The organism is Microbacterium sp. B19(2022), assembly GCF_012030385.1.
In the GTDB taxonomy this organism is placed as follows: Bacteria; Actinomycetota; Actinomycetes; order Actinomycetales; family Microbacteriaceae; genus Microbacterium; species Microbacterium oxydans_B.
The window spans coordinates 1-25,520 of record NZ_JAAUVO010000011.1; the positions used below are offsets into that span (position 1 = coordinate 1).

General features: G+C 69.6%; 28 protein-coding genes. 10 read left to right on the forward strand and 18 right to left on the reverse strand.

Annotated features, from left to right (window positions below; translation table 11 throughout):
* The first annotated feature begins 94 nt into the window (after positions 1-94).
* Positions 95-934 (forward strand): exodeoxyribonuclease III, encoded by an 840-nt coding sequence (locus tag HCX50_RS11465; RefSeq protein ID WP_205829048.1) that lies wholly within the window; start codon positions 95-97, stop codon positions 932-934.
* On the opposite strand, the gene HCX50_RS11470 is transcribed toward HCX50_RS11465, so the two are convergent.
* Genes HCX50_RS11470 through HCX50_RS11480 form a run of 3 tightly spaced genes read right to left on the reverse strand, consistent with a single transcriptional unit; the run spans position 922 to position 2,905 of the window.
* Positions 922-1,584 carry a DUF4166 domain-containing protein gene (locus HCX50_RS11470; RefSeq protein ID WP_167634481.1) on the reverse strand — a complete coding sequence of 221 codons (663 nt, stop codon included), beginning with the start codon at positions 1,582-1,584 and terminating at the stop codon, positions 922-924. The genes HCX50_RS11465 and HCX50_RS11470 overlap by 13 nt on opposite strands.
* The gene (locus tag HCX50_RS11475; RefSeq protein WP_167634482.1) at positions 1,581-2,264 is read right to left on the reverse strand and encodes a DUF4166 domain-containing protein; all 684 of its coding nucleotides are present in this window, start codon (positions 2,262-2,264) and stop codon (positions 1,581-1,583) included. The genes HCX50_RS11470 and HCX50_RS11475 overlap by 4 nt, the downstream gene beginning before the upstream one ends.
* Positions 2,261-2,905: an SRPBCC family protein gene (locus tag HCX50_RS11480; protein ID WP_167634483.1), complete on the reverse strand. Its 645-nt coding sequence runs from the start codon at positions 2,903-2,905 to the stop codon at positions 2,261-2,263. Before HCX50_RS11480 ends, HCX50_RS11475 begins: the two co-directional genes overlap by 4 nt.
* A 45-nt stretch (positions 2,906-2,950) precedes the next feature.
* Here HCX50_RS11480 and trpS point away from each other — a divergent pair, with 45 nt between their 5' ends.
* Positions 2,951-3,955: a tryptophan--tRNA ligase gene (gene trpS / locus HCX50_RS11485; protein WP_167634484.1), complete on the forward strand. Its 1,005-nt coding sequence runs from the start codon at positions 2,951-2,953 to the stop codon at positions 3,953-3,955.
* 13 nt (positions 3,956-3,968) lie between these two features.
* Positions 3,969-4,601, forward strand: coding sequence for a hypothetical protein (locus tag HCX50_RS11490; RefSeq protein WP_205829049.1), 633 nt, complete (start codon positions 3,969-3,971; stop codon positions 4,599-4,601).
* 36 nt (positions 4,602-4,637) lie between these two features.
* Here the strand turns inward: HCX50_RS11490 and pth are convergent, their stop codons facing one another.
* Entirely contained in the window at positions 4,638-5,219 is a 582-nt protein-coding gene (gene pth / locus HCX50_RS11495) for an aminoacyl-tRNA hydrolase (RefSeq protein ID WP_167634485.1), read from the reverse strand.
* A gap of 99 nt (positions 5,220-5,318) precedes the next feature.
* Entirely contained in the window at positions 5,319-5,930 is a 612-nt protein-coding gene (locus HCX50_RS11500; RefSeq protein WP_091030853.1) for a 50S ribosomal protein L25/general stress protein Ctc, read from the reverse strand.
* Positions 5,931-6,154: 224 nt separating this feature from the next.
* Between HCX50_RS11500 and HCX50_RS20055 the strand changes: the two genes are divergently transcribed.
* Positions 6,155-6,280, forward strand: coding sequence for a hypothetical protein (locus HCX50_RS20055; protein ID WP_258134167.1), 126 nt, complete (start codon positions 6,155-6,157; stop codon positions 6,278-6,280).
* A gap of 7 nt (positions 6,281-6,287) precedes the next feature.
* Here HCX50_RS20055 and HCX50_RS11505 read toward each other — a convergent pair whose 3' ends face one another.
* The 7 genes from HCX50_RS11505 to HCX50_RS11535 form a co-directional block, all read right to left on the reverse strand.
* A complete protein-coding gene (locus HCX50_RS11505; protein ID WP_091030856.1) occupies positions 6,288-6,785 on the reverse strand; it encodes a gluconokinase in 498 nt (165 codons plus the stop codon).
* Positions 6,782-7,819 carry an alcohol dehydrogenase catalytic domain-containing protein gene (locus HCX50_RS11510; RefSeq protein ID WP_167634486.1) on the reverse strand — a complete coding sequence of 346 codons (1,038 nt, stop codon included), beginning with the start codon at positions 7,817-7,819 and terminating at the stop codon, positions 6,782-6,784. Before HCX50_RS11510 ends, HCX50_RS11505 begins: the two co-directional genes overlap by 4 nt.
* Positions 7,820-7,835: 16 nt before the next feature.
* Complete coding sequence (locus HCX50_RS11515) at positions 7,836-8,567, reverse strand: fumarylacetoacetate hydrolase family protein (RefSeq protein WP_167634487.1); 732 nt, start codon at positions 8,565-8,567, stop codon at positions 7,836-7,838.
* Positions 8,567-9,352 (reverse strand): SDR family NAD(P)-dependent oxidoreductase, encoded by a 786-nt coding sequence (locus tag HCX50_RS11520; RefSeq protein WP_167634488.1) that lies wholly within the window; start codon positions 9,350-9,352, stop codon positions 8,567-8,569. The genes HCX50_RS11515 and HCX50_RS11520 overlap by 1 nt, the downstream gene beginning before the upstream one ends.
* Entirely contained in the window at positions 9,349-10,767 is a 1,419-nt protein-coding gene (locus HCX50_RS11525) for an MFS transporter (RefSeq protein ID WP_091030864.1), read from the reverse strand. The genes HCX50_RS11520 and HCX50_RS11525 overlap by 4 nt, the downstream gene beginning before the upstream one ends.
* Positions 10,768-10,899: 132 nt before the next feature.
* Complete coding sequence (locus HCX50_RS11530; protein WP_091030868.1) at positions 10,900-11,688, reverse strand: IclR family transcriptional regulator; 789 nt, start codon at positions 11,686-11,688, stop codon at positions 10,900-10,902.
* Between the two features lie 55 nt (positions 11,689-11,743).
* Entirely contained in the window at positions 11,744-12,802 is a 1,059-nt protein-coding gene (locus HCX50_RS11535; RefSeq protein WP_167634489.1) for a D-2-hydroxyacid dehydrogenase, read from the reverse strand.
* A gap of 99 nt (positions 12,803-12,901) precedes the next feature.
* On the opposite strand from HCX50_RS11535, the gene HCX50_RS11540 reads away from it, so the two are divergent.
* Both HCX50_RS11540 and gndA read left to right on the forward strand, forming a co-directional pair.
* The gene (locus HCX50_RS11540; RefSeq protein ID WP_167634490.1) at positions 12,902-13,792 is read left to right on the forward strand and encodes an NAD(P)-dependent oxidoreductase; all 891 of its coding nucleotides are present in this window, start codon (positions 12,902-12,904) and stop codon (positions 13,790-13,792) included.
* A 56-nt stretch (positions 13,793-13,848) separates the two neighbouring features.
* Positions 13,849-15,297, forward strand: a complete 1,449-nt coding sequence (gene gndA, locus HCX50_RS11545) for an NADP-dependent phosphogluconate dehydrogenase (protein WP_167634491.1) — start codon at positions 13,849-13,851, stop codon at positions 15,295-15,297.
* 50 nt (positions 15,298-15,347) lie between these two features.
* On the opposite strand, the gene HCX50_RS11550 is transcribed toward gndA, so the two are convergent.
* The 3 genes from HCX50_RS11550 to HCX50_RS11560 form a co-directional block, all read right to left on the reverse strand.
* A complete protein-coding gene (locus HCX50_RS11550) occupies positions 15,348-16,598 on the reverse strand; it encodes an FAD-binding oxidoreductase (protein ID WP_167634492.1) in 1,251 nt (416 codons plus the stop codon).
* Between the two features lie 65 nt (positions 16,599-16,663).
* Positions 16,664-17,308, reverse strand: a complete 645-nt coding sequence (locus HCX50_RS11555; protein WP_167634493.1) for a bifunctional 4-hydroxy-2-oxoglutarate aldolase/2-dehydro-3-deoxy-phosphogluconate aldolase — start codon at positions 17,306-17,308, stop codon at positions 16,664-16,666.
* On the reverse strand, positions 17,305-18,222 hold the full coding sequence (locus HCX50_RS11560; protein ID WP_167634494.1) for an SMP-30/gluconolactonase/LRE family protein: 918 nt from the start codon (positions 18,220-18,222) through the stop codon (positions 17,305-17,307). Before HCX50_RS11560 ends, HCX50_RS11555 begins: the two co-directional genes overlap by 4 nt.
* Positions 18,223-18,334: 112 nt before the next feature.
* Here HCX50_RS11560 and HCX50_RS11565 point away from each other — a divergent pair, with 112 nt between their 5' ends.
* Positions 18,335-19,252, forward strand: coding sequence for a dihydrodipicolinate synthase family protein (locus tag HCX50_RS11565; protein ID WP_091030893.1), 918 nt, complete (start codon positions 18,335-18,337; stop codon positions 19,250-19,252).
* Complete coding sequence (locus HCX50_RS11570) at positions 19,249-19,968, forward strand: SDR family NAD(P)-dependent oxidoreductase (protein WP_091030897.1); 720 nt, start codon at positions 19,249-19,251, stop codon at positions 19,966-19,968. The genes HCX50_RS11565 and HCX50_RS11570 overlap by 4 nt, the downstream gene beginning before the upstream one ends.
* A gap of 67 nt (positions 19,969-20,035) precedes the next feature.
* Here the strand turns inward: HCX50_RS11570 and HCX50_RS11575 are convergent, their stop codons facing one another.
* Genes HCX50_RS11575 through HCX50_RS11585 form a run of 3 tightly spaced genes read right to left on the reverse strand, consistent with a single transcriptional unit; the run spans position 20,036 to position 23,092 of the window.
* On the reverse strand, positions 20,036-21,352 hold the full coding sequence (locus HCX50_RS11575) for an extracellular solute-binding protein (protein ID WP_167634495.1): 1,317 nt from the start codon (positions 21,350-21,352) through the stop codon (positions 20,036-20,038).
* Between the two features lie 52 nt (positions 21,353-21,404).
* Positions 21,405-22,262, reverse strand: a complete 858-nt coding sequence (locus HCX50_RS11580) for a carbohydrate ABC transporter permease (RefSeq protein WP_051662341.1) — start codon at positions 22,260-22,262, stop codon at positions 21,405-21,407.
* Complete coding sequence (locus tag HCX50_RS11585; protein ID WP_231481692.1) at positions 22,262-23,092, reverse strand: carbohydrate ABC transporter permease; 831 nt, start codon at positions 23,090-23,092, stop codon at positions 22,262-22,264. Before HCX50_RS11585 ends, HCX50_RS11580 begins: the two co-directional genes overlap by 1 nt.
* A gap of 335 nt (positions 23,093-23,427) precedes the next feature.
* On the opposite strand from HCX50_RS11585, the gene HCX50_RS11590 reads away from it, so the two are divergent.
* The gene (locus HCX50_RS11590) at positions 23,428-24,231 is read left to right on the forward strand and encodes an IclR family transcriptional regulator (RefSeq protein ID WP_029273785.1); all 804 of its coding nucleotides are present in this window, start codon (positions 23,428-23,430) and stop codon (positions 24,229-24,231) included.
* A gap of 83 nt (positions 24,232-24,314) precedes the next feature.
* Entirely contained in the window at positions 24,315-25,475 is a 1,161-nt protein-coding gene (locus HCX50_RS11595) for an enolase C-terminal domain-like protein (protein WP_167634496.1), read from the forward strand.
* The last annotated feature ends 45 nt before the right edge of the window (positions 25,476-25,520 follow it).

Genomic DNA, 25,520 nt, shown 5'->3' on the forward strand with positions numbered 1-25,520 from the left:
CCCGTGGATTCGCCCACCCCCTTCGCGCAGCGCCTCATCGCCGACCTGCACCGGCCGTCCCGGGATGTCGGCGACGCTCGTTAGGCTTGTTCGCATGCCCCATCTGCGTATCGCCACGGTCAATGTCAACGGGATCCGAGCGGCGGCTCGCAACGGGATGAGCAGCTGGCTCGACGAAGCCGGTGTCGACATCCTCACACTCCAGGAAGTCCGCGGACAGGACGAACACCTCGAAGCCGCGCTGCCCGGCTGGTCGTTCGTGCATGACGAGGCCACCGCCAAGGGCCGCGCGGGCGTCGCCATCGCGAGCCGCACGCCGGCCCTCGCGTCGCGCACCGAGTTCGGTGCCGCGGACTTCGACTCGAAGGGCCGCTGGATCGAGGCCGACTACCTGATCGGCGACCGTCCGCTGACCGTCGTGAGCGCGTACGTGCACTCCGGAGAGGCCGACACCCCGAAGCAGGACGAGAAGTGGAAGTTCCTCGACGCGTTCGGCACGCGGCTCGGCGAGCTCGGGGCCGACGGCGCACTCGCGCTGGTCACGGGAGACCTCAACGTCGGGCACCGAGAGCTCGACATCAAGAACTGGCGCGGCAACCGCAAGAAGGCCGGCTTCCTGCCCCGCGAGCGGGCGTATTTCGACCGCTTCCTCGGTGAGTCGGGGGCCGAGGTCACCGCGGTCGACGGCACGATCGGCACGGGCCTCGGCTGGGTCGACGTCGGCCGCCGGTTCCACGGCGAGATCGACGGACCGTACACGTGGTGGTCCATGCGCGGTCAGGCCTTCGACAACGACTCCGGCTGGCGCATCGACTATCACCTCGCGACGCCGGCACTCGCCGAGCGCGTCACGACCTATCACGTGGCCCGTGCGGCGGCCTACGATCAGCGCTGGAGCGATCACGCTCCGGTCGTCGTCGACTACTCGTACTGACCCGATCCGAGGCCACCCTCGGGTACCGCCGGGGCATCCGTGTGACGGTACCAGCCGCGGTACTCGAGGACCGTCCCCAGCACGGGGCTGGTGGCACGCATCGCGATGGTGCGACGGTGCTCTGCCTCGTCCCAGCCGTCGACGAGGTCGACATCGAGGCGCAGGATGCCGCGCAGCACGATCCGGCGTCTGCCGACGCGCAGGGCGACCGCGCGGGAGCGCATCCGCAGTGCCCCCTCGGGCGTGACGGAACACTCTTCGAGCATCTCCACGCGCCCGCGCACCCCCAGCGCATTGTGGAGGATCCCGGGACGGCCTGTCGCCGTGAGGCGATCGGTGATGTGCTGGACCTTCCCGGGAAAGCGGAACTCGCGTCGGGCGGCGAGGGTCGTCCGACCCGATCCCGACCGGCCGGCCACGGTGTCGATCCGGAACGGGACGTCGCGGGCGAAACGCGTGACGAGCAGGCCCGGGCCCACCGCCGGGTACCCCAGAGCGGTCAGCCGCCTGAACCGACTGCCGGCGACCGTGAACACACCCACCGCGCTGTCGCTCTCGGCCTCCACCCGCATCTGCGCAAGGATCTCCGGGTGCAGCCGCTCCGCGTCGTCGCCGAGTGCGGCGAGGAACACGGCGCCTCTGGCCGTCATTCGCGAAGCTCCTCACGGTAGGGCTTCACGGTCGCCGGCGCCGGCCCATCGACGAACTCGCACGTGAATGCGCCGCGGTAGCCGAACAGGAATCCGAGGACGTCGTTATGGATCTCGAGATCGATCAGGTACCGCTGCTGCTCGTCGTCGTATCGCTCCCGCAGTCGCGCGCGCCCGCTGAACAGCATCGGGAATCGAAAGGCGAGAGGCCCCTCGTAGAACCGCTGCTCGCCGGAGGTCAGCTGCAGAGCGCCGTCGTCGGTGACAGTGAGATCCAGATCGACGGCCAGGTGCTGATGCGTGCCCAGATAGTCGACCACTCGACGGCGAGCGTCGCTGTAGATCATCGTGGCGTCGAAGCGTCGGCGACGACCGGGGCGCACCTGCATCGTCCGAACGAACGTCACCGTCTCCCGGCCGAAATCGTCGAGATACGCATGGTTGTCTATTCGGAAGGGGACATCGCGTCCGCGCTCCGGGAAGAGGATGTTGCGGAAGGTCCCGACCAGGAGGAAGGGCAGCGTCCACCAGGGGCCGCGACGCACCTCCGTCATCGTGCCTCGTCCGATGCAGCCGTATCCCGCCTCGACACCGACCCCGAAGCGACGCTGCAGCTGCGGGTGGAGGCGGGCGAAATCGTCTCCGAGCGCGCGTTCGAAGATTCCGGTGCCCGCCGTCATGCGATCTCCTCGAGCGATCTCGGTGCGTCTTCCATGATCGTTCTCCCGGTGCGGCGGGGAGGCTGTGAACGACAGTTCCGCGCTCGGGGCCGATATCCGCGACGCAGCGACCGCCATCCGCTGGCCTGTTCAGGGGAGGTGCCCTCCTCCGCCCACATCCGCAGGCGGTCGAAACTCCGGGCGGTCAGCCACCACACGAACGGGCGGATGACGAGCGGGTCGAACAGACGCCCGAGCCAACCCCATCCCGGCGCGTAGTCGTAGCCGGTCAGGAATCGCACGCCCTCCGGCGTCGGGATGTATCGCCAGTACCCGCGACCGGCGCCCAGCGGCGACAGTGCATCCTCCGTATCGAACAGCAGAGCCGAGGTCCGCTCGCCCACGGGCCCCTCGCGGGTGGCGAGAGAGACGCCGGTGCCGCGGATCGTGTGCACCCCGAGATCGAGCTCGTATCGGAACTCCCGCGCGCCGTCGGATCGCGTGCGCTGCGGAACGATGTCCGTGAATCGCGCATCCCACCGCACGTGCGAGGCGGGATCCTGCGTCAGTCGCCAGACATCCTCCAGTGGCGCGCGGATGAGGACCTCGACATAGAGGGCTGCGTCCCCTCGTCGGCGGCGGCGAGGGGATTCGGGCGTCATCCGCCCATCGTATGGGCCGCGCACACACCCCATAGGATTGGGGGTGTGACGAAACCTCGCCTTTACTCCGGAATGCAGCCCTCCGCCGACTCCCTCCAGATCGGCAACTACATCGGCGCGCTGCTCCAGTGGCGGGATCTGCAGAGCTCTTACGATGCCTACTTCTCGGTCGTCGACCTGCACGCGCTCACCGTCGCACAGGACCCGGCCGAGCTCCGCGAGAAGACGCGTCGCACCGCCGCGCAGTACATCGCCGCGGGCATCGAGCCGTCGCTGTCGACCCTGTACGTGCAGTCCCACGTGCGCGCGCACGCCGAACTCGCCTGGATCCTCAGCACGATCACCGGTTTCGGCGAGGCCGGCCGCATGACGCAGTTCAAGGACAAATCGTCGCGCTACGGAGCCGATGCCACCAGCGTCGGCCTGTTCACGTACCCGGTCCTCATGGCCGCCGACATCCTGCTGTACCAGACGGACGTGGTACCCGTGGGCGACGACCAGAAGCAGCACGTCGAGCTCACCCGCGATCTCGCCGAGCGCTTCAACTCCCGCTTCGGTGAGACCTTCACCGTGCCGTTGCCGGTCATCCAGAAGGAGACCGCGCGCATCTACGATCTGCAGAACCCGACCGCCAAGATGTCGAAGTCGGCAGAGAGCGACGCGGGAGTCCTGTGGATGCTCGACGACCCGGCGAAGTCGGCGAAGAAGGTCATGCGAGCCGTGACTGACAACGAGGGCTCCGTGCGCTTCGACCGGGAGAACAAGCCCGGCGTCTCGAACCTGCTCACGATCTACGCGGCCCTCAGCGGTCGCCAGGTCGCCGCGATCGAGGACGAGTACGCAGGTCGCGGCTACGGCGACTTCAAGAAGGGCCTCGCCGAGGTGGTCGTGAACGAGTTCGAGCCCGTGCGCGCGCGTGCGCTCGAACTGCTCGACGATCCTGCCGAACTCGACCGCATCCTGGCGGAGAACGCCGGACGCGCGGACGCCGTCGCCGATGCGACCCTCTCGAACGTGTACGACCGCGTGGGGCTCCTCCGACGCGTCTGAGCCGCGCCCTAGGATGGGGGACGTGACTGATCCACAGCTGCCTCCCCCCTCCGGCGCCGAGCCCTTCGCGCCGCCGGCACCACCCGTCGCACCGCCGGCACCGCCCGTCGCACCGCCGGCACCGCCCGTCGCACCGCCGTACGCGACGACCCCGAACGCTCCGGTTGCCGCGTACCCGGCAGCCCCTCCGGGCGCGTACCAGGTCCCGGTCGGCGGCTACGCCTCCCCGGCGGGCACCTACACGGCCCCCGACACCACGGTCCGCCCCTCCGGCCTGTTCGGGACGATCGCGCTGGTGCTTTCACTCCTCGCGGCGGTCGTCGCTCCGATCATCGCCGGCATCGCGGCCTTCGAGATCGGACGCGTCCTCCCGCAGGGTGTCACGACGTCGACCGCCGAAGACCTCAGCGTGCTCTCCCCCGCGCGCGACCAGGTCCTCTGGGCCGAGCTGTCCTTCTGGATCGGCACGATCCTCGGGATCACTGCGATCGTGCTCGGCATCATCGCCATCGCGAAGCGCAGGGGCCGTGGCACCGGAATCGCCGCCATCGTCGTCGCCGTGCTCGGCGCGGTCATCTTCTTCATCGTGCTCGTCGGCGCTCTCGCGGCCGGCAGCGCCACCGGCTTCGCGACCTACACGTCCTGACGGCGCTCCCGGAGCAGCGGGAGCACCACCGCGGCGTCAGCGCGGTGCGTGGTGCTTCTGCTGCGCCGCGAGAAGTCCTTCGCCGACGAGGAGCTCGACCGCGTCGGCGGCATCGTCGACGAGGATCGGCAGGTTCGGCCGTTCCTCTTTGCCGAAGGGTGAGAGCACCCAGTCAGCCGGATCCTGGCGGCCGACCGGACGGCCGATTCCCACGCGCACACGCGGGAACTCTGCCGTCCCGAGAGCCCGAGCGATGTCGCGCACGCCGTTGTGTCCGCCGTGTCCCCCGCCGATCTTGAGCTTGACCGTATCGAACGGGATGTCGAGTTCGTCGTGCACGACGATGACCTGCTCTGCGGGCACTGAGTAGAAGCGCACCAGTGCCGCGACCGGAGTGCCCGAGACGTTCATGAAGGTGTTCGGCTTGGCCAGCACGAGCTTGTCCGCGCCAGGACGCAGCCACGTCTCGACGACGCGCGCTCCGCCCTTGTGCTCGCGGAACGCCTCGCCGCGTCGCGAGGCCAGTTCATCGACCACCATCTGACCGATGTTGTGGCGGGTGGTCTCATATCGCGGGCCGGGGTTGCCGAGTCCCACCACGAGCCAGGTCGATGCCATGTCGTCGTCCTCTCACTGCCGGTGCGCAGAGCCTCGGTCAGGATACGACAGAGGGGACGCGATCGGATCGCGTCCCCTCTGTGATGAATCAGTCGGAGATCACTCCGCGGCGGCCTCTTCGGCTGCCTCGGTGCCCTCTGCGGACTCGCCCTCGGCGTCATCCTCGGTGGGTGCGGCCGGGACGGAGATCGCGACGACGAGCACCTCGGGGTCGGAGAGCAGCGTGGAGCCCTTGGGGAGCTTCACGTCGGCGCCGGTGATGTGCGCGCCCTCTTCCAGGCCCTCGACCGAGACCTCGATGTTCTGCGGGATGTGCGTGGCCTCGGCCTCGATCGACAGCGTGGTCGCGTCGAGGTTCACGATGGTGCCGGAAGCCGACTCGCCGGTGACGACGATCGGCACGTCGATGGCGACCTTCTCGCCCTTCTTCACGACGAGCAGGTCGATGTGCTCGATGATCTGGTGCACCGGGTCGCGCTGGACGTCCTTGACGAGGGCGAGCTGGCCCTTGCCCTCGATGTCGAGCTCGAGCAGCGCGTTGGCGCGGCGGATGATGAGCGAGACCTGGTGGCCCGGCAGCGCGACGTGCACCGGCTCGGTGCCGTGGCCGTAGATGACGGCGGGGATCTTGCCGGCGGCGCGGAGGCGGCGGGCGAAGCCCTTGCCGAAGCTCTCGCGGAGCTCGGCCTGGACCTTGGTGTCTTCAGACATGGGGTTCTCCTTCGGGGCACGCAGCGAAGGCGCCGCGCGGTGGTCTTGGAATTGTCGAACTCGCTGACGCAGGAGGAAAGCCACCGGGCTTGCTTCGCCGCGTCGATAACGGATGAACGCGCACGCGCAGAAGCATCCCTCGCCGAGGTACAGCCTCAATGGTACCGGATGACCCGATAGGCTGAGGACACCCGGTCCTTTTCTGCAGAACACGGAGAACCCCCATGCTCGACGGCGCCTTCCTCTCGCACGCAATCCTCTGGCTGATCGGCGCCATGACCGTGTGCGCGGCCGTCACGTCGTTCATCGCTCTGTTCGCCATGGGGCGTTCGAGCTACCGCAAGGACTGAACGCGGCTCAGACCGCCGACGCCTGCACCGCATCGCGGATGAGGCGGATCTCCTCGTCCAGAGCGAGTGACGCCGAGACCCGGATCCCGCTTTCGCCGTCCTGCAGCGATTCCAGGGTCTCCAGCTGCGAATCCAGCAGCGATGCGGGCATGAAGTGCTCAGCGCGCTGCGTCAGCCGCGCCTCCAGAGTGGCACGATCCACCACCAGCTCCACGAAGAACGTGTCGGGTGCCTCTTCGCGGATCGCGTCCCGGTAGCGACGACGCAGCGCGGAGCAGGCGATCACGATCCGGTCCTCGCCGTGGAGTGTCGCTCCGACGGTGCGAAGCCACGGCATCCGGTCCGCATCGTCGAGCGGGATGCCGGCGGCCATCTTCTCGACGTTGGTCAGCGGATGCAGGTCATCGCCGTCGATGAAGCGCGCCTCCATGCTCTCCGCGAGCGCACTGCCGACAGTGGACTTGCCGCAGCCGCTGGGACCCATCACGACGATGCGCACAGTCATATCTCCAGGCCGAAGTCGATGAGCACCTTGCAGGAGCTCGCAGGATCGGCTGCCAGCGCGAAGGCTTCGTGAGCATCTTCCACCGGCAGCACCTCGCTGATGATACCGCGCACGTCGAGGCTGCCGTCGGCGAGGGCGGCGATGACGTCGTCGAACTCGGCGCCGAAGCGGAACGAGCCGCGGAGCGTCAGTTCACGGGTGATGGCCGTGGCCAGGGGCGCCGGAACATCTCCCCCGCGCTGCAGGCCGAGCAGCACGACGGTGCCGCCACGGGTCGCCGCCGAGACCGCGGCCGAGAGACCGGGCACGGTGCCGCTGGATTCGACCACGATGTCGGCGTGCAGCTCCGCGATCTCCGCCTCGGCCCGCGCATCGATCGCCCGGATGCCGCGCGCCTCCGCGATCTCGCGCGGAGGCTGCTGCAGGTCGGTGACGGTGACGGACGCCGCCCCTCCGCGCTGGGCGACCGCGGCGACCAGCTGACCGATCGGTCCCGCGCCGATGACGACGACACGACGCCCGCGCACCTCGCCGGCTCGCTGCAATGCGTGCCAGGCCACGGCCGCGGGCTCGGCCAGCGCGGCGGTTCTCAGATCGAGTCCGGCGGGCAGGGGATGCAGCATGCGCGTGGGCATCGCGACCCGGCGCGCGAACGCTCCCTGCGTGTGCGGCAGGTGCATCGCCGACCCGAGGTACGTCGAGGCCGGCGCGAGATTCGGCTGATCCGGGGGCCAGGGCGTGCGTCCGTCGCCATGCGCGGTGAGGGGGTGCACGGCCACACGGGTTCCGATGGCAGGGCCGGATCCGTCCGCGGCTGCGACGGCCACGACGCCGGCGACCTCATGCCCCAGGATCATCGGCTCGCGGAGCACGGACGCCCCGGCTGCGCCGTGCCGGAAGTAGTGCAGGTCGGAGCCGCAGATGCCCCCGTAGGCGACGTCGATGACGGCCTCGTCGGCGCGGGGCGCTGGGGCGCCGATGTCTTCGATGCGCAGATCGTCGGCGGCGTGGGCCACCACGGCGAGATTGTCCACCAGGTCTCCTCCTCGGTCAGGCGAACGCCGTGACCAGCTCGATTCCGGCCACCCGGATCGTCACGCGCTGGCCGGGATGCACCGGTGCCTGCGAGTGCGGGGCACCGGTCATCACGACATCGCCGGGCCCCAGAACGGACCAGGCCGCGACGTACGCGAGGCACTCGCGGATCGGCATGGGCAGCTGCCGGCTCCCGGTCCGGGCGACGAGGAGCCCGTCGACCTCCACGTCGAGCTCGACGTCGTCGATTCCCGCTGCGGTGTCGATCCACGGACCGAGCGGCGTATAGCCCTCCCCCGACTTCGACTCGAAGTTGCGGGGATCGCTGATCGCGCGATCGGGGCTGGAGAGATCGTTCACCGCGGTGACGCCGAGCACGTACTCGTGAGCGTTCTGCGCCGTCAAGCCGTGGGTCGCCCGGCCGATCACGACGGCGATCTCGCCCTCCGCCACCGGGGCGCCCGCATCGCGCCGCAGGGTGACCTCCGCTCCGCTTCCGATCACGGTCCGCGGGCTCTTGAGCCACGCCTGCACCGGCGAGTCGTGGCCGGGACCGTTCTGGGCGATGCCGACGATGACGAGAGGGTCGACCGGCGCGACGACGGTTCCGTCGACGGCGTCACCCTCGTCGTCCGGGGCACGCCCCTCGGCGAACGCGAGGAACGGGTCGGAGATCGGAATGAGCCCGTCGGCCGTCTCGCGCACCCAGCGGGGGCCTGCGGCGGACGCGACTCGACCGAGCCGCATCAGACGACCGCCGTCATGCCGCCGTCGACGAAGAGCGTCTGGCCGTTGACGAAGTCGCTCGCCCCGCCGGCGAGGAAGAGCAGGGCGCCGACGAGATCGCGGGTGTCTCCCCAGCGCCCTGCCGGGGTGCGCCCGCGGACCCACGCCGAGAACTCCTCGTCATCGACGAGCGGCTGCGTGAGAGCGGTCGCGAAGTAGCCGGGAGCGATGGCGTTGGCCTGGATGCCGTGCGGGGCGAGGTCGGCGCAGAGCCCCTTCGTGAACATCACGATCGCACCCTTCGTCGCCGAGTACGCGGCGATCGACGGACGGGCGAGCTGCGACTGCACGCTGCCGATCTGGATGATCTTTCCCGAGCCGCGGGCGATCATCCCGGCGGCGACGCGGCGCGACAGGTGGAACACGCTGGAGAGGTTGGTCTGCACGAGCGCATCCCAGTCCTCGTCCGCGAACTCCGCGATCGGCGCCCGCCGCTGCACACCGGCGTTGTTCACGAGGATGTCGGGCGTGCCGATGAGCTGCTCGACCTCGCGCATCCCCGCATCCACCGCCGCGGAATCGGTCACGTCGAAGACGACGCTGTGGACCGCGGCGCCCGTGCCCTGTGCGATCTCGGCCGCGACCGCCGCCGCCTTCGCGGCATCGCGTCCGTGCACGACCACCGTCGCACCCGCTCCGGCGAGTCCTTCCGCGAGGGTCCGGCCGATGCCCTGGCTCGATCCGGTCACGAGCGCCGTGCGCCCGCCGAGGTCGAAGAGGGCGAGGCCCGCAGGCAGGGCGCTCACCGTCCGACGGCCTTGATCGAGACCGTCGTGGCGAAGACGTCGTCGCCACCCTCTTCGCGGGAGACCTTGATCGCGTCGTCGACGCGGGTGAGATCGCGACGCAGCGTCTCGGGAGCGAGGAAGGTCGAGGCGGTGGTGATGAGGGCGAGCACGGCCATGTAGATCGCCAGGAGCACCCAGTTCCCGTCGCTGACTGCGATCAGGTAGGCACCGAGAACACCGGCGAGGCCGCCGGCGAGCACGGCCGAGATCTCGCGGGCCATCGCGACGCCCAGGTAGCGGTGACGGTTTCCGAAGAGTTCGGGGAGCATGGCGCACTGCGGTCCGAGCATGCTGTTCACGGCGACGCCGATGCCGATCGCGATCACGCCGATGGCCACGGCGTAGTTGCCGAGCGACAGCAGCCACCACGCGGGGAACGTGTAGACGAGCATGAAGACGGCACCGAAGCGGTACACCGTGCGGCGCCCGAAGCGGTCGGAGAGGTGTCCGGTGAACGGCACCGAGAAGACGCCGATCAGCGACCCGAGGGTGACACCCCACGTGAGCAGGCTCTTGTCTGCGCTGTCGCCGACCACGGTGACGAAGAACGCGAGACCGAGGGTCTGGAACATGTAGGAGCCGCCGTTCTCGGCCATCCGCAGACCGATGCCGACGATGACGCCGGGGAGTCCGTGCGTGAAGATCTCCTTGATGGGGCGATCGGCGACCTGCTCGTGCTTCTCGAGCTCGATGAAGGTCGGCGTCTCGCGCAGCCGCATCCGGATGAACAGGGCGAGCAGGATCAGGGCGAACGAGGCGAGGAACGGCACGCGCCATCCCCAGCTCAGCAGCTGGTCCTCGGGAAGCAGGGTGATCAACCCGAAGACGACCGCGGCGAGCAGGGTGCCCGCCTGGATGCCGACGAACGGCAGTGCGGAGAAGAACCCGCGGCGCTTGACCGGCGCGTACTCGGCCATCAGCACCGTGGCACCGGCCTGCTCCGCACCCGCCCCGAAGCCCTGGAGGAGGCGCATCAGCACCAGCAGGACCGGGGCCCAGAGCCCGATCGCCTCGTAGGTGGGCAGAAGACCGATCGCGGTCGATGCCCCGCCCATCAGGACGATCGTGGCGACCAGGACCCACTTGCGTCCAAGCTTGTCGCCCAGGACGCCGAAGAACAGACCGCCGAACGGACGTGCCAGGAAACCGACGCCGAAGGTCGCGAACGCGGCGACCGTGGCCATGGCGGGGTCGTCCTGCGGGAAGAACAGGACGTTGAAGATCAACGCCGTGGAGAGCCCGTAGAGCGCGAAGTCGAAGTACTCGAGCGCGCTCCCGATGCTGGAGGCCAGCGTCGCGCGGCGCAGATTCGCCGCGTACTCCGGGTCATCGGACACTGCTCGTGCTGAGGTGCGGGGGTCGGTCACTGCCATCTCCTTCGATCGGCTTCGCCTGCGGCGTGAGCACGACTGTACCAGCCCGTTGGATTGCGTTCAACCCTTTGGACCGGGTTTCGACGCACGAAAGTACCGACCGCGCCCCGAGACACGGAAGCGCGGAAAGAGTCAGCGACGAACGGCGGTGCTGAACGGGTTCGTCAACGCCGCGGCAGCCGCGCGCAGAGCCTCACCCACGCGCTCGATGCGCTCGTAGTCCGCCTCGGCGGCGCGGATCGCCACACCGAGCGCCAGCGGCGGATCGGTCGGCGCCCACCCCTCGAGCGGCACGGCCACGCCGACGATGCCGCGGAAGGACTCCTCCGCATCCAGCGCCCAGCCGCGCCGGCGGGCGGTGGCGAGCACTTCCAGCAGCCCGGCCATGGTCGTCGCGCTCCGCTCCGTCAGCGACGGGAAGACGGCATCCTCCCCGAGGAGCTCGGCGACCTCGGCATCGCTCATCGCGGCGAGCAGCGCGCGTCCGGTGGCCGACAGCGGCGCGGGGAGCCGCGAGCCCAGCGGCGTTCCCAGTCGCAGCGACCGCGACCCTTCGTGCCTGGCGAGATACAGCGCATCCGTGCCGTCGAGCATGGCGACCTGCACGAGCTCGGAGGCCAGCTGCGGCGAGGCCTCGCACACGCTGTAGAACTCGCGCACCTGGTTGAACTGCGCGGCGAACGCACCGCCCAGCTCCGCAGTTCGCACGCCCAGTCGATAGCCCTGGGCGGTGCGGTCGACCATGCCCCCCGCCTCGAGCGCGAGGCACAGATTCGCGGTCGACGACTTCGCGAGCCCCAGTTCGCCGGCGAGCTCCGTCAGGGTGCGTGGACCACCCGCGTCAGCGAGGAGGCCGAGCAGGCGGATGCTGCGGGTGACGGCAGGCGCGGGATCGCGCCCCTCGCGGGTGTCGTCGTCCATGGCTGCGCCTTCCGCCATCAGTGGGGCCGCGGGTGCGCACGCACCCGCCTGCGGATCAGTAGAACTCGACCGTATCGACCACGGCGGTCAGCGGCTCGCCATCGAGCAGGCGCGCCGCGTTCTCGGCGAAGCGTCGAGCGATCCGCTCCTCCTCCTTCGAGTTGAGCGCGGCCGTGTGCGGGCTCACCAGCACATTCGGATGCGTCCACAGCGGTGACGCATCGTCGAGCGGCTCCTGCTCGAAGACATCGAGAGCGGCGAAGGCGATACGACCGTCGTCGAGAGCTGCGAGCAGTGCCGTCTCGTCGATGACCGTGCCGCGACCGACGTTGGTGATGATCGCTCCCGGCTTCACCGCGGCGAGGATGTCGGCCCCGATCAGGTGGTGGGTCTGGGTCGTGCCGGGCAGGGTCACGACGATCGCATCGACATGGGCAACCGCGTCTCGCAGCTCGTCCAGTCGCACCAGACGATCGACGCCGGCGACGGGCTCCCCCGACCTCGTGGTGCCCCAGACCCTGGCACCGAGCGCGTGGAAGCGACGCGCGCACTCCGCGCCGATGCCGCCGAGGCCGACGACGAGCACGGTCATCTCGTCGAGCTGTCGCATCTCCCAGCGGTCGGGCCAGGTGCGGGTGCGCTGATCCGCAAGGAGGCGAGGGAGGTTCTTCGCTCCCGCCATCACGCCGAAAACGGCGAACTCAGCCAGGGGCCCGCCGTGCACGCCCGCGCTGGTGGTGAAGACGATCCGATCGAGGTCCGCACGGTCGAGCTCTGCGGCCTTGACCGCGGCCCCGCCGCCGGCCGCCGTCGTCATGACCCAGCGCAGTCGCGGGTTCGCCGTCACCGTGCGGGCCAGCGCCGTGGCGTCCACATCGGGGATGCCGAAGAGGGCGTCGGCGGAGTCGACCAACTCGTCGAAGGCGTGCTGCTCGCTCTCCGTGCGAGTGAAGTCCGGGTCGCCGGACCAATCCGCAGGCCCCCGCATCGGAGGGAGGAGCGAGTGATCGCGGACCACCTCGACGCGAGGCTCGAGCTCTTCGATGAGCCGGCAGAGGTCTTCGCGCAGCGGTACCGTCACGACGGCACGCAGCTTGTTCTCGGTCCCCGTCATGCTGATCCCTTCCTCGGGAAATCCTGGATCCCTCACTTTAGCTCAGATCCATCCTGTTGGACACTGTTCTATCCATTGGATTATTGCTACCGTGTGCCCATGAACATGTCATCCGTCACCGTCGGCGCCGTGGGACTCGGCGCCATGGGCCGCCCCATGGCCGACCATCTGCTCGCCGCGCACGGACGACTGGTGATCCACGCGCGACGCCCGCAGCCGGAGCTGCTGGCGGCCGGAGCCACCTGGGCGGAGACACCGCGCGAACTCGCCTCCAGAGTAGACGCCCTCCTCATGATGCTGCCGGATCTGCCCCCGTTCGAGGCGATGCTCGACGGCCCGGACGGACTCCTCGCGGACGCCGGTGAGCTGCTCGTCATGATCGGATCGACCTCGTCGGCACCGGCCGTCCGTGCGCTCGCAGAGCGCATCGGCGCGCAGACCGACGGGCGGGTGCGGGTCGTGGACTGCCCGGTCTCGGGCGGCGAAGACGGCGCCATCGCCGGGACTCTCTCGATCATGCTCGGCGGCGACCCCGAGGATGCGGCCCTCGCAGCCGAGGTGCTGGCCCCGTGCGGCACGCCCGTCCTGCTCGGTCCGCTCGGCGCCGGCGAGGTCGCGAAGGCCTGCAACCAGCTGGTGGTGTCCGCGACGATCCTGGCGCTCGGAGAGGCCACGGTGCTCGCTGACCGCTCCGGACTCGACCTCGATGCCCTCTGGTCACTGCTCTCCGGCGGCTACGCCGGCTCGCGACTGCTCGACAGCCGTCGCGAGAAGCTCGTCACCGGCGACGACTCCCCCAGCGGCGTCGCGCAGTACATGGTGAAGGACCTCGGCTTCGCCGCCGACATCGCCGAGGCCACCGGCACCTCCCCCGTGCTCCTGCCCACCCTGCGCGCCGCGTTCGACGAGCTGGTGGCCGCGGGTCTCGGAGACCGCGACATCGCCGTGTCCCGACGCTTCATCGCGTCGCGTGACACAGGCGAGCACTGACCTCCCGGACAGCGATACGCTGAAACCACCCCTTCTTCACCCTCGAGGAGCCTTCTGTGCCCGAAGCATCAGCGAACATCGGAGTCGTCGGACTCGCCGTCATGGGATCGAACCTCGCCCGCAACCTCGCCAGCCGCGAGGGGAACACCGTGGCGATCTTCAACCGCAGCTACGAGAAGACCCAGACGCTCCTCGACGAGCACCCCGAGGCCGGATTCGTCCCGGCCCGCACCTACCAGGAGTTCGCCGACTCGCTGCAGAAGCCGCGCACCGCGATCATCATGGTCAAGGCCGGCGGCCCGACCGACGCCGTGATCGACTCCCTGGTCGAGGTCTTCGAGCCGGGCGACATCATCGTCGACGGCGGCAACGCCTACTTCCCCGACACGATCCGTCGCGAGAAGGCCGTCCGCGAGACGGGCATCAACTTCGTCGGCGCCGGCATCTCCGGCGGCGAGGAGGGCGCCCTGCTCGGCCCGTCGATCATGCCCGGCGGTTCGGACGAGTCCTGGATCACGCTCGGACCGATCCTGAAGTCCATCGCTGCGGTCGCTGAGGGCGAGCCGTGCGTGACGCACGTCGGACACGACGGTGCCGGACACTTCGTCAAGATGGTGCACAACGGCATCGAGTACGCCGACATGCAGCTGATCGCCGAGGCGTACGACCTGATCCGTCGCGGCACGGGCAAGACCCCCGCGGAGATCGCGGAGATCTTCGCCGAGTGGAACCGCGGCGAACTGGAGTCTTACCTGATCGAGATCACCGCCGAGGTGCTCCGCCAGGTGGATGCCGAGACCGGCAAGCCGCTGGTCGACGTGATCCTCGACCAGGCCGGCGCCAAGGGCACCGGCGCGTGGACCGTGCAGACCGCGCTGTCGCTCGGCGTCCCCGTCTCGGGCATCGCCGAGGCGACCTTCGCCCGCTCGCTCTCCTCGCACCCCGAGCAGCGCGCGGTCTCCCGCGACCTGCCGGGCCCGGAGGAGGAGTTCTCGGTCGAGGACACCGACGCGTTCATCGAAGACGTGCGCCTCGCGCTCTACGCGTCGAAGATCGTCGCGTACTCGCAGGGCTTCGACGAGATCCGCGCCGGCGCCGCCGAGTACGGCTGGAACATCGACCTCGGCGCGATCAGCAAGATCTGGCGCGGCGGCTGCATCATCCGCGCCCAGTTCCTCAACCGGATCGCCGACGCCTACGCCGAGACGCCGGACCTGCCGGTCCTGCTCACCGCCCCGTACTTCACCGAGGCGATCACGCGTGCCCAGGCAGCCTGGCGCCGAGTCGTCATCGCGGCCGCCGAAGCGGGCATCCCCGCCCCGGCGTTCTCGTCGTCACTGTCGTACTACGACGGCATCCGTGCCGACCGCCTCCCGGCCGCGCTCGTCCAGGGACAGCGTGACTTCTTCGGCGCGCACACCTACAAGCGAATCGACAAGGAAGGCACCTTCCACACGCTGTGGTCGGGCGACCGCACCGAGATCGAGGCCGAAGACACGCACTGACGTCTCGTCACGAAGGGCCGGGCACCGCGAGGTACCCGGCCCTTCGTGCATCACACGACGATGTTGTGGTTGCGGTGGAAGACGTTCTGCGGATCCCACGCGGCCTTGGTGGCCCGGAGCCGCGCGAGCGCATCCGCCGAGAACATGCCGGGCACCGCATCCGCGCGCTCGGTGTCGGCGAAGTTGCCGTACTCGGCCAGGCGACCGGCCCGGATGCCCTCGCCGTCCGCATCGATCGCGGCACGGGTCTGATCGTCGAGCATGCCCGGGATGACGAACGCCCCGGCCATCACGAACCAGTTCGCCGCACGCGCCGGGAACGCCGTCTCCTCCTGCGCGACGTCGTGGAACGCGCCGCCCAGCGACCGGAGGAAGACCACCGAGGCCGGATACGCGCGCCGGAAGGCCACAAGCCGCTCGATCAGCGCGTCATCGAGCTCGGCGTAGAGCCCGTTGCCGCCGAGGAAGCCGGGAGGGGCGGGCACATCATCGCCCTCCGGCTCGGGCATCTCCATCAGCACTTCGCGATACGGCGGAGTCGTCACCTGCGTCTGCACACCGGGGAGCGCGGAGATCGGCTCCCACACGGCGCGCAGGCGGTCGGGCTCCGGCGCCGCCCACACCGCGCTCAGGCGCGCTCCCGCCGGTGCGCTCGGGTCCATCGGCGGCACGTCCATGTACGTGACCGTGAGCTCACGCGGAGCGTCGCGGAGCAGATCGCGCGCGGCACGCAGCACCGCGGTCGCATCACCGTCGATCACACTCTCGGCGAAGGCGATCCCGGCCAGCGGATGCGCGGCGAAGTCGAACCGTGTGACCACGCCGAAGTTGCCGCCACCGCCACGCAGTGCCCAGAAGAGCTCGGGGTTCGTCGCGGAAGACGCTTCGACCACCTCGCCCGAGGCGGTGACGACCTGTGCGCCGATCAGCTGATCGATGGCGAGACCCCAGGCCCGCACCATCCACCCGATCCCGCCGCCGAGCGTGAGCCCGCCGACCCCGACCGAGGCGGTGTCGCCCGAGCTGAGCGCCAGACCGCGCCCGGCGAGCGCCGAAGCGACATCGCCCCAGACCGCGCCGCCACCGATGCGCACGGTGGTGCCGTCGACCTCGATGCCCGACAGACCGCCGAGTTCGAGACGGATCCCCTCGGCCGGGGCGTGCGACCACGGCCCGTGCCCGCCGGCCACGACGGTCAAGGGGACGGCCTCGCGGGAGGCGAGTCGCACGACCTCGGCGACTTCTTCGACGGTGGAGGGGCGGCGGACAGGGGGAACGGAAGCAGCAGCGCTATCGACCATGGCGACATGGTAAGCACGGGCCCCGACATCGCGCACCACCTTCTGCGACGCCCGGAGGGACGCGATCAGGCGGAGCGCACGGCCTGCACGAACGCACGGGCGCGAACGGCGAGCGCCGCGAGATCGCCGCCCGGTGCGGCGGCATCGCCGACGAGGGGTCCCCCGACCCCGATCCCGAAGGCTCCGGCCGCGATGTACTCGCCCACCGTGTCGACGCGCACTCCGCCCACGGGGATGATCCGCGCATCGGGGAAGGGGTCGCGCACCGCGCGGATGAAGCCGGCTCCTAGCGCCGACGCCGGGAACAGCTTGACCGCCGCACTGCCGAGGTCGTGACCGCGTTGGATCTCCGTCGGCGTATACACACCCGGGAGCACGCCGATCCCCTGCGCGACCGCATACTCGACCGAGGCGCTGAGGGTGGGCGTCACCATGAACTGCGCGCCGGCGGATGCTGCCCGCTCGACGTCGGCCTCGCTGAGCACGGTCCCGGCGCCGATCAGCGCCGATTCCGGAGCATCCTGCACGACCTGGGCGATCGCCTCTTCGGCGTCCGGCAGGGTGAGGGCGATCTCGAGCGTCGCGACGCCCGCGTCGATGAGCGTGCGCGCCGCGGCCACCGTCGCATCGACGTCGGTGCCCCGGAGGATCGCGACGAGCCGCGTGGCTCGCAGTCGCTCCCGGAGCTGCGCGTTGTCTACGGTGCTCACAGCGCCGCCTCCGCGACGGAACCGGCTGCGCTCACGACCGGAGCCGCACCTGCCCACGGCCACGCCGGGACGCCGGCGACATCGACCTGCACGCCGAGCAGCGCGCCGTCGGCATCCGCCGGGTCTGCGAGTCCGATGCTCGCCGTCGTGATCACCAGCAGCGTTCCGACGAGCGCCACAGCGGTGGGTCGCTTCGCCGGGAGAGCGATCGTCTCCAGGAGCTCACCCTCCGGCGAGTAGCGGCGCACCTCGGCGGCGTCCCACACCGCGACCCAGAGGTTGCCGTCGAGGTCGATGGTCATGCCGTCGGGGTTGCCGCCGTCGACGCGGCACACCGTGCGGCGGTTCGACAGCGTGCCGTCGGCGGCCACGTCGAAGGCCTCGATGCTGCGGTGCGGCAGGGTGTCGATGTAGTAGAGAGTGGTGCCCGTCTGGTCGAAGGCGAGACCGTTCGACACGGTCACACCGTCGAGGCGCGCGACGGGGATGCCGTCGGCGCCGATGCTCCACAGCGTGCAGTGGGGATCGCGCGGCATCGACTGGCTGCCCACCCAGAAGCGGCCGGAGGGGTCGCCGCCGCCGTCGTTCATGTAGTCGCCCGGTGCGGCGACGTCGTCGGTGAGCGCCGTGACGACCGCGTCGTCGCCGACGTGCACCACGCGGCGATCGACACCGACAAGCCATCCGGCGCCCGACTGCGCGAGCGGGATGGGAGCGCCGATCTGCGCACCGACCACGACCGCGGTCTCGGGGACGACTCTGCCGTGCTCGATACGTCCGCGATGCAGCGATCCGGTGGCCATGTCGATCCAGGCGAGGCCGCCGTCGCGACCGTCCCATCGCGGAGATTCGGCCTGCACGTAACGGGCGTCGGAGATGATCTCGACGGTTCGGGAGGGCGGGGTGTGCGACATCCGGATCATCCTTCGCTGGTAGCTCGTAACCGTTATGTGGCAGACTATCTCACAATATGCATAACACTTGCGAGAAATGTGGATACACGATGATGAAGCGGGGAAACAGCTGATGGCTCCGACACTCCACGGCTTGATGCCCATTCTGGCGACTCCGTTCGACGAGACGGGCGCCCTCGACCGCGCGAGCCTGCGCCGACTGGTCGAGTTCCAGCTCGCTTCCGGAGTCGACGGCGTCGCCGTCTTCGGGATGGCGAGCGAGGGCTTCGCTCTCACGACCGAGGAGCGCCGCACGATCCTGGACGATGTCGTCCGGGTCGTCGACGGCCGCATCCCTGTGATCGCCGGCGTCAACGGCACCTCCACCGCGACGTCCATCGAGCAGTCCCTCCTCGCCGAGGAAGGCGGCGCGGATGCCCTCATGGTGCTCCCGCCGTTCATGGTGAAGCCGCCCGCCGGCACCCTCGTGGACTTCTACGGCGACGTGGCCGCCGCGACCACGCTCTCCGTCATGGTGCAGGATGCACCCGGCGTCACCGGCGTCGCGATGGCGCCGAGCCTGATCGCCGAGATCGCCCGCCTCGACGGGGTCGACTCCGTCAAGGTCGAGGCGCCGCCGACGGCCCCCAAGGTCGGCGCGGTGGTCGCGGCGATCGAGGACCCCGACTTCGCGGTGCTCGGCGGTCAGAACGCCCAGTTCTGCCTGGAGGAGTACGCCAGGGGTGCGGTGGGCACGATGCCGGCCTGCGAGTTCCCCGACCTGCTCGGCCCGGTGCTCGCGCTGTTCACCGAGGGGCGCGTCGAGGAGGCGCGTGCCGAGTTCCGTCGTATGCTCCCTCTCGTGCTCATCGGTCTGCAGGGAGGCATCGCCTGGGCGGTGCACAAGGAGGTGCTCGTCGCACGCGGCGTGATCGACCATGCGACGGTGCGCTACCCCGCTTCGCGCCTGGACGCGGGCAGCCGCGCCTCGGTCAAGCTCGTGATCGACGAGCTCGCGCTGCCCCCGATCCCCGCCACGGTGCGCGTGTGACACGCCGCGGCGTGCTGCTGATCGGCGGCAGCTCCGACATCGGACTCGCGATCGCCCGCGCCTTCGTCGACGGCGGAGACGCCGTCGTCGGCGTAGGGCTCGAGGACCCGGCAGACCCGGTCTTCGAGCGCTACCTCGTCGCGGACTGCAGCGCGCCGGAGGCCGCCGACCGCGCCGTCGCCGACGCCGAGCAGGCTCTGGGCCGCCTCGATGTCGTGGTGCTCGCCGCGGGCCGCATGCCGATCGCGCGCGCCGAGGCCACGAGCGACGACGACTGGCGCGGCGCACTCGGCGCCACGCTGGACTCGGCGTTCTTCGTGGCGCGGGCCGCACTCCCCCGCCTCACCCGCGGATCGTCGATCGTCGCGGTCACCTCGGTGAACTCCTCGCTCGCCGCCCCTGCCCTGGCCGCCTACGCAGCCGCCAAGGCGGGCGTGGACGGCCTCGTGCGGCAGCTCGCGCTCGACAACGGCCCTCGGGGCATCCGCGTCAACGCTGTGCAGCCGGGCAGCATCGCAGCGGTAGACACCGGCGAGAGCGAGGGCTACCCGCTCGGACGCATCGGCCGGCCGGAGGAGGTCGCCTCGGTCGTGGCGTTCCTCGCCTCCGACGCCGCCTCCTTCGTCACGGGAACGTCCATCGCGGTCGACGGCGGCCTCTCGATCTCGTCCCCCGCGGCCTGGCTGAAGCCGGTCCTCCGGGATCGCTGGCTCTGACCCCGTCGTCCCCACGACGAGGAAGGCCGCGTCCCCTTTCGGGACGCGGCCTTCTTCGTGCAGGGCCTCAGGCGTTGGAGTCGAGCAGCCCCTGGACTTCCTTCTTCAGCGCGTTCAGGCCGGCCTGCGCCTCGACCTGCCCGGCGAGGATGGTTGCGACTCCGGCACCGATGGCGGCATCGATCTGCGCCGTCACGGCGACACGATCCCACGCGGCGCCCCGAGCGTGCTCGGAGACCTCCGTGCGGAACGCACCCTGGAACTTGTCGGCCGCGAGTGCCGGGATCTTGTCGGCGACACTCTTGGCGGCCGGAGCCACGGCGGAGTTCTCGTACAGTGCCGTCGCCGCTTCGACGTTGGTCGCCGCGTACAGGATGAAGTCGCGGCTGGTGAGCTCGCCCTCGCCCGCGGTCGCGAACACGCCGCTGCCCCAGGCACGGTTGAAGGAGTCCTTTCCTCCGGCCGTCGGACGCGAGATCGCTCCGATGTTGTCGATGATGTTCTGCGCGGCACCGTTCGTCTTGACGAAGGTCGAGGCGAGCGGGGCGTCGTCGTAGAGCGCGGCCCGGCCGCTGGCGAACAGGATGCGGGCGTCGCTACGGGCGACGTTGGTCTGCGTCAGACCCTGGTCCTGCAGCGACTTGTACCAGGTGACGGCCTCGACGCTCTCGGCGTCTCCCAGCGTGCACTTGAGGTCGTCGGTGACGACATCGCTGCCGAAGCCCCACATCCACGGCACGGAGTCCTTGAGGTCCGGGTTCTTGGTGACCGCGGCGTACGGGATCAGCGACTTGTCCTGCTTCTTGATCTTCTCGAGCGCGGTGGCGAACTGCTCCACCGTCATACCCGACTTGATGCCGACGCTCTTCGCGATCTCGCCGTTGGTGATGATGCCGATGCCGGCGGCCGTGAGCGGCAGCACGAGCAGCTTGCCGTCCATCGTGTACGAGTCGAGCACGCCCTGCGGGATGCCGAGCCCCTTGGCGAGGTCGGTGAGGTCGGCGAGCACGTTCATCGGCGTGAGGACCTGCCACCCGCCCGACTGACCGACACCCATGAGGTTGCCGGAGCGCCCGGTCAGAGCGAGCTGCGTGGCCGCCTGGTCGTACGGGTAGATGACCGGGGCGACCTTGACGCCCTCCTTCTTGGAGAACCCGTCGAGGATGCCCTGCCACGCGGACTTCAGCGCCTCCTCGCCGAGCGAGTTGCCGTAGAAGTTGATCGTCTTGGCTGCTGTCGCGGCACCGGCCGAGGCCCCTCCGGCACCGGCGCCGGGGGCGGCGGGCGTTGCACACCCGGCGAGCGCGAGGGCACCGAATGCGGCGAGCACGGTGCCGCCTCCGAGGAAGGCTCGGCGGCTCAGCTGTGAGTTCGAGATGGTCATGGAGACTGCTCCTTCGAGGTGATGGGGGTAGAGCTGTTCGGGAGACGCATGGCTACCCCTTGACGGCTCCGGCGGCGAGGCCGGAGACGAAGTAGCGCTGCAGGAGGACGAAGATGATGACGAGCGGGAGCGACGTGATGAGGGATGCCGCCATGAGGGCGGGCCAGTCGGCCGTGCCCTCGCGGATGAACGCCTGGGTCAGGCCTGCCGGCAGCGTCTGCTTGTCGGGGCCGGCGAGCGTGAGGGCGAAGAGGAGATCGCTCCAGCCGCGCATGAAGGCGAACATGCCCGCGGTGATGAGACCGGGGACCACGAGCGGGAACACGATGCGGAACATGGTGCCGGTGCGTGAGAGACCGTCGACCTTGGCCGCCTCGAGGATGTCGTCCGGAAGGGCGTCGATGATGCCCTTCAGCAGGAACACCGCGAGCGGCAGGGTGAACGTCGTGAACGAGATGATCAGCGCCGTGTAGGTGTACAGCAGCCCGGCCGAGCTCAGCATCAGGTACAGCGAGATGAGCAGCAGTGCGCCCGGGATCAGCTGGCCGATGAGGAACATGAACATGATCGCGTTGCGGCCGCGGTAGCGGAACTTCGACAGCGAGTACGCCATCAGACCACCGACGAGCACCGCGAGCAGGGCCGTGCCGGTGGACACGATGATGCTGTTCAGCAGGTTCTTCAGCAGGAGGTCGTTCTGGAAGAAGCCGATGAAGTTGTCGAACGTCGGGTCGACCGGGAAGAACGGCCGATCCAGGGAGAAGACGTCTTCCTTCTTCGTGAACGCCGTCGCCGTGAGCCAGTAGACCGGCAGCAGGCCGAACAGCGCCAGCAGCAGGAGCAGCACGCGCCCCGGGATGGACAGGTGGGGGCGGATGATCGACTCCCCCACATCGCGACTACGGCGCATCACTTCTCCAGCCGTCGGTTGAGGAACAGGTATCCGCTCGTGATGATCGCGAGCAGGACGAGCCAGAGGGCGCCCATGGCGGAGGCCTTGCCGAGTTCGTAGCTGCCGAAGGCGAGGTCGTACAGGCTGACCGCGAGCGTCGTGGTCGAGTTGCCCGGCCCACCGCCGGTCATCACGAAGATGGTGTCGAAGTTGCCGAAGTTGTAGATGAACTCGAGCACCGCGACCAGGGTGACGGGGCCGGCGATGTGCGGCAGCGAGATGTGGCGGAACCGCTGGGCACGCGTCGCACCGTCGATGGTGGCGGCCTCGATCTGCTCGCTCGGCAGGGTCTGGAGCACCGCGAGGGCGACGACCATGATCCACGGGAACGAGTGCCAGGTCTTGGCGATGACCACCGCGGCCATCGCACCGGTCGGGGTGCCGAGCATGCTGACCTCGGGGAGCCCGAAGATCGAGAGCACGTGGTTGACGACGCCGTAGCTGTCGTTGAAGATCCACGCCCAGAGGAAGGAGACGACCACACCGGGCAGCAGCCACGGCAGCATGAGCGCGCCGCGCAGGATGTTGCGTCCGCGCATGCGGGCGTTCAGCAGCAGCGCGAGGGCGACGCCGAGGATGAGCGGGAAGACCGTCGCGAGCGAGGCGAACACCAGGGTGGTGCCGAGGCGGGCGAAGAACTCGTCCCAGACCGCCACGTAGTTGTCGAGGCCGACGAACGTGCGCTCCGGGCGGAGCAGCGACTGGTCGTAGAGGCTGGTCCAGATGCTCGACACGAGGGGGAAGATCGCGATCACGAGGAACAGGAGGACCGCGGGAAGTGCGATCATGAAACCGAAGGTGCGGTCCTTCGCCCCCAACGTGGAGCGCCGCCCTGAGCGAGGCTCGACGGCCTTCTGCTCGCTCTCTGCGGGCCGCTCGAGTATGGCTTGTTGCATTGCAGTCACTTTCCAGTAGAGACGACCCCGGAGGGCCCTGCGCATCGTCGTCACAGTCGTCGACGTCGACGTGCGGCCAGTTAACCACAATGCGGATGCGAAATCCACAAAATGCATAAGACACCCACATTTGTGTTGCTCGAAGCCATTTCGCTGAATAGGATGACTGGCAACGGCGACGAGCCGCGGTCGCGCAGATGCGGCCACATCACCAAGGAGGAGTCACCATGGCGTCGGAATCGGTAGGCGGCACGCAGACCGTCGAACGGGCGATGTCGTTGCTCGCATGCTTCACGGAGGAATCCGGCGAGCTGAGGGTCTCCGAGCTCTGCACGCTGACCGGCCTCGGCCAGTCGACGGTCTCTCGCATGATGTCGGCACTCGACCGCATGAAGTTCGTGGTCCAGGACGCCCGCACGGGCCTGTACCGCCTCGGCCCTGCGGCGGTGTCCCTGGGCACGGTCGCGATCAACGGTTCCCCCATCTTCCGCGCCTCGCGGCAGATCGCGCAGAACCTCGCCCGCCGCATCGAGATCGGCGTGAACGTGGCCGAGCTCAGCGGCTTCACCTTCACCTACCTCTGCAACTTCGAGGGCGCCCTGGCGCCGAAGTCGTTCGCCATGGCCGGTCGCACCGGGCCCCTGCACGCCACCGGCATCGGCAAGGCCCTGCTGTCGGGCATGTCCGATGCACAGGTCGACGAGTACTTCGCGCAGACGCCGCAGCGCTTCACGCCGCACACGATCGTGGACCGCGCGGCGATGCAGACCGCACTCGACGAGACGCGCAGCCGCGGCTACGCGACCGAGATCGAGGAGCTGGCCTTCGGTCGCGCCTGCATCGCCGCGCCGATCCGCAACCGGGCCGGTGAGATCGTCGCCGGCATCTCGGCCAGCGGCCCCCTCTCCGTGCTCGATCTGCACGAACCGCATCAGGAGCTCGCCCTGCAGCTCATCGAAGCCGCCGACGAGATCTCGGTGGCCCTCGGGTACAGCCCGTCGCGCACCGCATCGGCGTTCGCGGCGCTCTGACCCTCGGCCGCACTGCGGCTTCCCCCCTCTGACGACGGCACCCGCCGCCGGCCGTTCGACCACCCCGTCTATTGGAGACCCCAGTGAGAATCACGCGCGTCCAGACCTTCCCGCTCTACCTGTCGAAGGAGGATGCGAACAACTCGTACGCCGGCGACACCGCCGTGGATCACCGCGGGTACGTCATCCGTCCGCCGTGGCGGAGCCTGTACTCCCCCGGATACGAGACGCTGCTCGTGAAGATCGAGACCGACGAGGGTCTGGTCGGCTGGGGCGAGGCTCTCGCCCCCGTGGCCCCGGTCGTCGCCGCGGCCATCGTCGACAACCTGCTCACCCCGCTCATCCTCGGCGAGGACCCGCGCTCGGTGCGCACGCTGTGGCACCGCATGACGGAGTCGATGCGCGAGCGCGGACACCTCACCGGACACCAGGCCGACGCCATGGCCGCCGTCGACATCGCGCTGTGGGACCTCTGGGGCCACGCCACCGGGCTCTCGGTGTCCGAGCTCGCCGGCGGACGCTTCCACGAGGTGCTGCCGACCTACGTCTCGGGCATCCGCGGTGTCGACGACGTCGAGCGCGCCGAGAAGACCGCAGAGCTCGTGGAGGGCGGCGTCCGCCGCATCAAGCTGCACCTGGGTGCCGACATCCGCACCGACCTGGCGACCTACGACGCCGTCCGCGGTGTGCACCCCGACCTCGACGTCGCGCTCGATGCGCACTGGACGTACCGGCTCGGCGAGGCACGCGCGCTCGGCCGCGAGCTGGACGACCGGCGGGCATGGTTCTTCGAGGCGCCGCTCGCCCCGGAAGACGTCGAGGGGCACCGCGACCTCGCGACCGCTCTCGCCACCCCGATCGCGATCGGCGAGGCCATGCGCAGCCGCTTCGAGTTCACGGACTGGCTCACCCGCCGCGCGGTCGGCCTCACGCAGCCCGACATCGGCCGCACCGGTATCACCGAAGGGCTCGCGATCGCCGCGGTCTCCGATGCCTTCCACGTGCCGGTCGCGCCGCACCACTCCGCCGCATTCGGCATCGCGATGGCCGCCGGCGTGCATGTCGCGGCGAGCTCCGCGTCGCTCCTCGCCTTCGAGTACCAGCCGTTCACCCTTCCCGTCGCCAACCGCCTGCTGACGACCCCGCTCGAGGTGCGCGCAGACGGCGGGTTCGTCGTGCCGACCGGCCCCGGGCTCGGCGTGACCGTCGACGAGGACGCGATCCAGGAGTACGTGCGGCACTGACCCGCATCGACATCCGACGAAGAACGGGTGGGCGGGCCGGATCTC